This is a genomic window from Mesorhizobium sp. M2A.F.Ca.ET.037.01.1.1 (assembly GCF_003998075.1).
Taxonomy (GTDB): domain Bacteria; phylum Pseudomonadota; class Alphaproteobacteria; order Rhizobiales; family Rhizobiaceae; genus Mesorhizobium.
This window is the reverse complement of record NZ_RZSA01000219.1, coordinates 1-7,788: the sequence shown is the minus strand read 5'-3', so window position 1 is coordinate 7,788 and position 7,788 is coordinate 1. Positions and strand designations below refer to the sequence as shown.

General features: G+C 64.0%; 8 protein-coding genes and 1 tRNA gene. 4 read left to right on the top strand and 5 right to left on the bottom strand.

Annotation, left to right across the window (positions count from 1 at the left end; translation table 11 throughout):
• Positions 1 to 105 precede the first annotated feature (105 nt).
• Together nusG and secE are read right to left on the bottom strand one after the other, a co-directional pair.
• Positions 106 to 633 carry a transcription termination/antitermination protein NusG gene (gene nusG, locus EOA27_RS13425; protein ID WP_095818149.1) on the bottom strand — a complete coding sequence of 176 codons (528 nt, stop codon included), beginning with the start codon at positions 631 to 633 and terminating at the stop codon, positions 106 to 108.
• Positions 634 to 660: 27 nt separating this feature from the next.
• Entirely contained in the window at positions 661 to 864 is a 204-nt protein-coding gene (secE, locus tag EOA27_RS13420) for a preprotein translocase subunit SecE (protein ID WP_027170383.1), read from the bottom strand.
• 292 nt (positions 865 to 1,156) lie between these two features.
• Between secE and EOA27_RS13415 the strand changes: the two genes are divergently transcribed.
• From EOA27_RS13415 to EOA27_RS13400, 4 genes are all read left to right on the top strand, one after another.
• Positions 1,157 to 1,714 carry a MarR family winged helix-turn-helix transcriptional regulator gene (locus tag EOA27_RS13415; protein ID WP_245463297.1) on the top strand — a complete coding sequence of 186 codons (558 nt, stop codon included), beginning with the start codon at positions 1,157 to 1,159 and terminating at the stop codon, positions 1,712 to 1,714.
• A 69-nt stretch (positions 1,715 to 1,783) separates the two neighbouring features.
• On the top strand, positions 1,784 to 2,290 hold the full coding sequence (locus EOA27_RS13410; RefSeq protein WP_127256416.1) for a 2Fe-2S iron-sulfur cluster-binding protein: 507 nt from the start codon (positions 1,784 to 1,786) through the stop codon (positions 2,288 to 2,290).
• Entirely contained in the window at positions 2,287 to 3,273 is a 987-nt protein-coding gene (locus tag EOA27_RS13405; RefSeq protein ID WP_126082811.1) for a xanthine dehydrogenase family protein subunit M, read from the top strand. Before EOA27_RS13410 ends, EOA27_RS13405 begins: the two co-directional genes overlap by 4 nt.
• Complete coding sequence (locus tag EOA27_RS13400) at positions 3,270 to 5,606, top strand: xanthine dehydrogenase family protein molybdopterin-binding subunit (RefSeq protein WP_126082812.1); 2,337 nt, start codon at positions 3,270 to 3,272, stop codon at positions 5,604 to 5,606. Before EOA27_RS13405 ends, EOA27_RS13400 begins: the two co-directional genes overlap by 4 nt.
• 52 nt (positions 5,607 to 5,658) lie before the next feature.
• Here the strand turns inward: EOA27_RS13400 and EOA27_RS13395 are convergent.
• From EOA27_RS13395 to EOA27_RS40650, 3 genes are all read right to left on the bottom strand, one after another.
• Positions 5,659 to 5,734, bottom strand: a tRNA-Trp gene (locus tag EOA27_RS13395).
• A gap of 146 nt (positions 5,735 to 5,880) precedes the next feature.
• On the bottom strand, positions 5,881 to 6,366 hold the full coding sequence (locus EOA27_RS13390; protein WP_126082813.1) for a group II truncated hemoglobin: 486 nt from the start codon (positions 6,364 to 6,366) through the stop codon (positions 5,881 to 5,883).
• Between the two features lie 145 nt (positions 6,367 to 6,511).
• On the bottom strand, positions 6,512 to 7,788 hold a 1,277-nt coding region (locus EOA27_RS40650; protein ID WP_189562016.1), incomplete at its 5' end, for a hypothetical protein.

Sequence of the window (7,788 nt, the reverse complement as noted above, 5' to 3'; positions counted from 1 at the left end):
CCCGTTCATGCGGCGCCTTAAGCGACCGCCCCGACGCCTTACGGCGCGGATCCCGACGCCTTGCGGCGCGGGTTGTGCCGACGCCTTGCGGCGCGGCTAACCGGATCAGCCCTTTTCGACCTGTCCGAATTCCAGATCGACGGGCACGGCGCGCCCGAAGATCGAAACTTCCACCTTGAGGCGGGCCCGCTCCTCGTCCACTTCCTGGACGACGCCGTTGAACGACGCGAATGGACCATCCGAGACGCGGATCGCCTCGCCGATCTCGAAGGTGACCGAGGGCTTCGGCCGCTCGACGCCTTCCTGGACCTGGTTCAGGATGCGCTGCGCCTCGGTCTCGGTGATCGGCACCGGCTTGGAATCGCCCAGGAAGCCGGTGACCTTCGGCGTGTTCTTGACCAGCGAGAACACGGCGTCCGTCAGGTTGGCCTTCAGGAGCACATAGCCCGGGAAGAACTTGCGCTCTGCATCGACCTTGCGGCCACGGCGGATCTCGACGACCTTCTCGGTCGGCACCACGATCTGCTCGATCTCGCCGGCCAGGCCCTTCTGCTTGGCCTTGTTCTCAATGTCCTCGGCGACCTTCTTCTCGAAGTTCGAATAGGCGTGGACGATATACCAGCGCGCAGTCATTTCCCGACCTCTCCGTAAACCGCCGAATTAATGCCCGAGACCCAGGATCCACTCGATCGCATAGCCCATCAGAATGTCGGCTGCGAAGAAGAAGAGCATCGCGATCACCGCGAACACCAGGACCATCACGGTCGAGATCATGGTTTCGCGCCGCGAAGGCCATGTCACCTTGGCCGTCTCCGCGCGAACCTGCTGGAGAAAGGTGAAGGGATTAGTGGTTTTCGAAGCCATGTGCCGCCTGTTTTTCAAGACCCGTTGGCCGGGCCTCCTGGATGATCCCGCTGGCCGGGACGTGCCGCCTGGGCTCCATGCGGTGCGAATCAGCGCCGCTATTTCACCCACGCAAATCAGACGCGTAAAGCCGGCTTCCCAGCTCCACGCGTCGCGTGTCTGTCTTGTCTACATAAAACCGATTCTTAATCCACGCAAGTGGCAAGGGTCCGCTTTATGTCCTAGCGCCGCCTCGGAACCATCCAGTCGTCCCGTCCCGGCTATGCGGGGCTTATGCCCGAATTTTCCCTATATGGCAAGCTACCCGGCCATTTTCAAATACCGGGCTGGGTTTTGCGTTATGTGGACGCGGCCAGGCGGTATCGCCGCGCATCGCTTGGCATCCATGCCTGTGGCATGCTTTCTTGGAGCGATGACTGAGCCGACGCAAGAACAGGTTGAGCAGCTTACCATTGCCTTCGAACGCTTCACGCGCCGGTTCAAGGTAGCCGAAGCCGTTGCGGCGGCGGAGAACGCACTTAACGCGCTCGACGCTCAGACGCTGGTCTTCATCTGCGACAATGCCGGATGCGGGGCGGCGGACGTCGCCCGCTATCTCGATGTCGCGCCGACGACCATGTCCTCGGCCATCGACAGGCTTGTGCGCAAGGGACTGGTCGAGCGCCGCAGGCCGGAAGAGAACCGCCGGACGGTAGCCCTTACCGCCACGGCAAAGGGCGTGCAGGTGGTCGGCGATCAAAAAGCCGGCTATCGCAACGCCTGCATGGCAATGCTCAGGTCGCTAAACGCCAGCGAACGACAGGAGTTGATCCGCCTTACCGAGAAAATCGCAGATACGAAAGTTGAATAATACGATTTTCGTACTATCATGATGGTGGCTCGGCGGCGTTCCGCTGCCGGTCCCTGAATGGAGACGCCTGTGACCATCATGATCAACGGATCCGACTATCCCGTTCCAGACGATGCGCGCGTGTCGCTGCTCGACATGTTGCGCGAACGCCTTGGGCTAACCGGCACGAAGCTCGGTTGCAACCAGGGTGCCTGCGGCGCCTGCACAGTGTTGCTGGACGACGAGCGGGTGCTGTCCTGCCTCACGCTGGCGGCACAGGCAAGGGGGCGCGATGTTCGCACGATCGAAGGACTGCAAGGGCCAGACGGCGGCCTCCACCCCCTGCAAGAGGCTTTCATCGAACATGATGGCCTCCAGTGTGGCTACTGCACCCCGGGCCAGATCTGCTCGGCGATCGCCATGGCGCGGGAGTTGCGGCGCGGCGATCCAAGTCACGTCACTGCCGATCTCGCAGGCCCGGTCCGGCCGACCCGCGAGGAAATCCGCGAACGCATGAGCGGCAATCTGTGCCGCTGCGGTGCGCATAACGGCATTGTCGAAGCGATCGAGGAAATGCTTGCTGGAGAGCCGGCATGACGCCCTTTGCATTTCACATCGCGAATGACCGTGCGGAAGCCCTGGCGCTTGCTGCCGACGGCGCACGGTTCGTCGGCGGGGGCACGAACCTTGTCGATCTGCTCAGGCAGAATGTCGACTCCGCTTCGCAACTGGTCGATGTCAGCCGCCTCACCTCCGACATCCAGGAAGCTGATGGCGGCGCGCTGCTCATCGGCGCATCGATGAAGAACAGCGCTCTAGCCGCGCAACCGCTGATCCGCGAACGCTATCCGATGCTGTCGCGCGCCTTGCTGGCCGGGGCCTCGGCGCAGATCCGCAACATGGCGACGGTCGGCGGCAACATTATGCAGCGGACACGCTGCGCCTATTTCTACGATGTGGACGGGGCGCGATGTAACAAGCGGCAGCCTGGCGGCGGCTGTGACGCCATCGGCGGCTTCAACCGCTATCACGCAATATTGGGTGCGTCGAATAACTGCGTGGCAACCCATCCCTCGGACATGTGCGTCGCGCTTGCCGCGCTCTCGGCGGTGGTGCATCTCGCCGGCCCCGCAGGTGAGAGAACGGTGCCGCTCGCCGAGTTCCACGCCTTGCCAGGCGCCAGTCCACAAATCGAGAGTGTCCTGCAGCCCGGGGAGATGATCACCGCGGTAGAGCTTCCGCCCGCGACCCCCGCAATGGTGAATTCCGAGTATCGCAAGCTGCGCGACCGTTCGAGCTATGCATTCGCACTGGTTTCCGTGGCGGCTGGCCTGGACGTCGTCGAGGGCAAGGTCGCCGAGGTTCGGATCGCGCTTGGCGGCGTGGCCGCAAAGCCATGGCGCGCCACGCATGCGGAGGCGGCGCTTCGCGGATTGCCGGCGACCCGCGCGAATTTCCTTTCCGCCGCGGAGGAGGAATTGGCCGAGGCGCGGCCGCTCGAAGGCAATGCTTTCAAGATCGGGCTGGCGCAGCGCACGATCGCAGCCGTCCTTGAATCGCTGGCAGGAGATCCCGCATGAGCAAGCTGCAGAATGCCCTCGTCGGCGGAGTCCGCACGGTGCTGGGCCGCGTTCCCGCAAGCTGGCTGCCCGGCGGCACGCCGGATCCGATCATTGAGAAGCGCGCGACGCTGGGAACCCAGCAGCCACGCGTCGACGGTCCCGACAAGGTGCGCGGCGCGGCGCGCTTCGCAGCCGAGGTGCCGATGGAGAACCTGCTCCATGCCGCCTTTGTCCATTCCACCATAGCGCGCGGCAAGATCATCGAGCTCGATGTTTCCGTCGCTGAAGCCGCGCCGGGGGTCGAGCTGGTGATGACCTACCGCAATGCGCCGAAAATGTCGGTGCCTCCCGCGATCGGCATCACCAATCTGAAGGCGGCAGGCAACCACACGCTTCCGGTGATGCAGGACGCCGAAATCCGGTGGAACGGACAGGCGGTGGCCGTCATTCTGGCCGAAACCCGGGAACAGGCCGAACATGCCGCCACGCTGGTCCGGATTCGTTACGAAGCCCAGCCGTCACGCACGCGGTTCGAGGACGGCAAGAAAGTTGCAAGCACGCCGGACTCGATCCTGATCGAACGCAACCGGGTCGACAAGGGAAACGCTTCAAAGAAGCTGGCCGAAGCGGCGTACAAGGTCGATGCGGTCTACAGGACGCCGTGGCAGAGCCACAATCCGATCGAACCGCACGCCGCTACGATCGCCTGGCAGGACGGAAGGCTGATCGTTCACGACACGACGCAGATGATCCACGCAACGGCGGGGTCCCTGGCGAAGGTGTTCGGGCTGAAAGAGGCGGATGTCTTCGTCAGTTCACCCTTCGTCGGAGGTGGCTTCGGCGCAAAGGGAATGTGGGATCATCAGATCCTCGGCGCCGCCGCGGCGAAGCTCGCCGGGCGACCGGTGCGAGTCAGGCTTTCGCGGGCGAGCATGCACCGTCTTGTCGGCGGCCGCACCCAGACCGAGCAGCGCGTCGCGCTGGGGGCCGGTGCCGATGGAAAACTCACCGCCCTGTTGCACCATGGCTATGCCACCAAGCCGAAGCACAGCATATGCGACGAAGGCTTCAGCCTCACCGGGCGATCGCTCTATGCGTCCGGAAGCTTCGACATCGTTCAGCACCATGTCGATCTCGACCTCGTGGCCAACTCTTTCATGCGTGCTCCCGGAGAGGCTCCGGGAACTTTCGCGATCGAATGCGCGATGGACGAACTCGCTCATGAGCTCGGGATGGACCCGATCGAGTTGCGGCGTCGCAACGTCGCTTCCTGTGATCCGATCAGCGGCGCTCCCCATTCGCAGAGCGCCGTGATGACCGCGTACGACATGGGTGCCGAGCGTATTGGTTGGGTGGTGCGCGCCTCCGCGCCTCGTGCACGGCGCCAAGGGGAATGGCTGATCGGCATGGGCTGCGCGGGCGGAACCTTCCCTTTCGCCCGCATGCCCGGCACGTCCGCGCGCATCACCCTCGACGCTGGCGGTCGCGCGCATGTCGCAAGTGCCGCGCAAGAGATGGGAATGGGGACCGCGACCGTGCAGCGCCAGCACGCCGCGGACCGGCTCGGGCTGCCGCTCGACAGTGTGTCGGTGACTATCGGCGACTCCAGCCTGCCCTTCGCCAGCTTCGCCGGCGGATCGTCCCAGACAGCCTCGCTCGGCGCGGCTATCAGTGCAGCGAGCGGCAAGCTTGCAGCCGAGCTGTTGCGCCACGCGGGCAACGACACACCGCTGGCGGGGCTCAGGGTGGGCGAGGTCGAATTCGCCGACAGCGGGCTGCGCAGCGTCGACGACCCTTCGCGGTACGAGAGCTTCGCTTCGATCTTTCGCCGCTCCGGGCGCGACGAGATCAGCGTCACGGGCGAAAGCGGCGCGCCGCTGGAGATGCTCAAATTCTCGATGCACAGCACGTCGGCCATCTTCTGTCAGCTGCGCGTGAGCGAGGTTACCGGGGAAATCCGGATCGATCGCCTGGTCGGCGCCTTCGATTGCGGGCGCATCCTCAACGCGAAAACCGCCACCAGCCAGTTCAAGGGCGGCATGATCATGGGACTGGGAATGGCGCTGACGGAAGAAACGCTGCTGGACGAGCGGAGCGGCCGGATCATGAGCACGTCGCTGGCCGATTATCATGTGCCGGTGCATCTGGACGTGCCGGAGATCGATGTGCTGTGGACGGATGTCCCCGACCCGCGCACGCCCATGGGGGCGCGTGGCATCGGCGAGATCGGTACGACCGGAGTGGCCGCGGCCGTTGCCAACGCCGTGTTCAACGCCACCGGTATTCGCGTACGCGACCTGCCTATCACCCTCGACAAGCTGGCCGCCGATACAACTCAAGCAAAAGTATGAGGCGGTTCCGTCCGGAACCTAAACGAAAGCGAGACGATTCCTTTTGAGGAAATGGCACGGGCAGCAGGGCTCGAACCTACGACCTGCGGTTTTGGAGACCGCCGCTCTACCAACTGAGCTATGCCCGTGCATGCGCTTGTTCGGCGCAGGCGCTTCCTAAAAGCTTCCGGGCCCTCTGTAAAGAGCACTAACCTGCCGTTTTCGAAGCTTTGCCGGATTTCTCCATCGCATTTCCGTCGGCGACGGATTGCGTTCCCGGAAAACGCGCCTGGGCCTACGATTTTCCGGCCGGCGGCTTGTATGGCCCGCCTGGCACACCCCAGCCCCAGGCCGGCATCGGCTCGGTCGCGGGATCGCAGGTCTCGCCCAGATTCGAGTTCATCTTCGCCAGCCGCGATCCCCATTCGACATAGCCCATGAAGGCGGAGCGGAACTCGGGGTCGTCCGGCAGGCCGACTTCGTCGGCCGCGTCGGCCAGAAGATTGATCCAGCGCCGCCGCTGCTCCTCGGTCAGGTGCTTGCCGAGATGATGCATCACCATCTCGCGATGGCCGCCAAACTCTTCGCTATAAGTCTTCGGCCCGCCGAAGACCTCGCCGATGAAGGCGGCGACATGCGCCGGGTGGTCCGACGACATGGTCTTGAACACGGGGCCGACGATCGGATCAAATGCCACCTTGTCGTAGAAGGCGCGTGTCAGCCTGTTGAGCGCCTCGCTGCCGCCGGCCCATTCGTACAAAGTCGGGATTTCCGCGCTCATCGCCGATCCTCCGTTCCGCAAATCGCGCGAGGAGGATAGCGGCGCCGCCCTGCCCGCCTCAACCTGCCTCGATGGCCAGTGCCGGGCTCTCTCCTTGTCTATGCAATTCCGGACGGAGAACCGTGAACACTTTCCTGGAATTGCTCTAAAGTTTCGCTGGCGCCTCGGCCTCGGCATTGGCGGCCGGCAGCACTCGGCAATTGTCCCGTTTCGGCGATGAGTTGCAGATGGTTGCCCCAGTCAGCGCATCCACCGATTGCGATCCGGTCGTGAGCCCGAATTCGCGAAGTTCGCCCTGGCTGAGTTCCCTGTGCTTGGCAAACCGCGCCGACTGCATGGCGGCAAAAAAGCCCGCGCCGATCGCCATCTCGTCGAGATACGCCCTGACCTTCTCTTCCATGCCCATGGAATGCACCAGGAAATGCGCATCGGCGCCGACGAGGCGCCTGATGCCGCCGGCGATCATCATCGCGCAGGCGGCGTCGCATTGGGCGCCTGCATCGATGGTGAGACCGCTGTAGAGGCCTTCGGCTGGTTCGCACCCCGCCTCGCCCGGATCGCAATCGAGAAAGGCGGTTCGGGCGACCGCGACATCCAACCCGCGCTCACGGATCAGGCGACCCGCGGCAAGCGCTGCCTGCACATCGCCACCTGGCGAGTTGACGACCACCGGCAATCTGCGCCCGCCGAGCGTATCCAGCAGCTGGCGAAGCTTGCCGGCCGTGCCTGCGGCGATCGTGCCTTCCGCCGAAATCCATTCCGGACAATCGGGATTGCAGAGCGGGTTGCTGCCGCGAACGACAACGAAGCGCATGTCCTGTTCCTGGACCCGCGGCCGGGGCGCCGTGCCCGGAGCAGCGAGCAAAGGCGCGGCTTCGACCTTCGCGACCTCGGCCGGCTTGGCGTTCGACGGCATCTCGCGGCAATTCGCCGGCACGGGATTGCGCAGGCACATGCTCTTTTCGGTCAACAGATCGAGCGAATCGAGGCTGGTGACGAGCTTCATCTCCAGCATATCGTCGGGCTCGATCTGCCGGATGTCGCTGGCGGGCGTCGTCTTCATCACATCCAGCACGCCCTGCTCGACGCCCATCTCCTTCAGATAGGCCGACAGGCGTTTCTCGACCGCCTTGCTCATCTCATAGGTCTTGTAGCTGCCGGCATTCTTGCGGCTGACGACCCTGGTGCCGATGATCTTCTTCTTGCCGTTCACGATCCGATAGGTGGTGCGGTAGAGCAGTTTTTCACGCCGGAAGGTCGTGGTGATCTGGTGGACACCGAGATAGGCCCATTCGCCAACGACGCGGCGGATGCCGCCGGCAAACATCAGCGGACAGGCCGAATTGCACATCGCGCCGCTGTCGTAAGCGACGCCGGAATAGGGCTGCTGCCTGGCGTCGTCGCCCCGGCAGTTCTTCATCC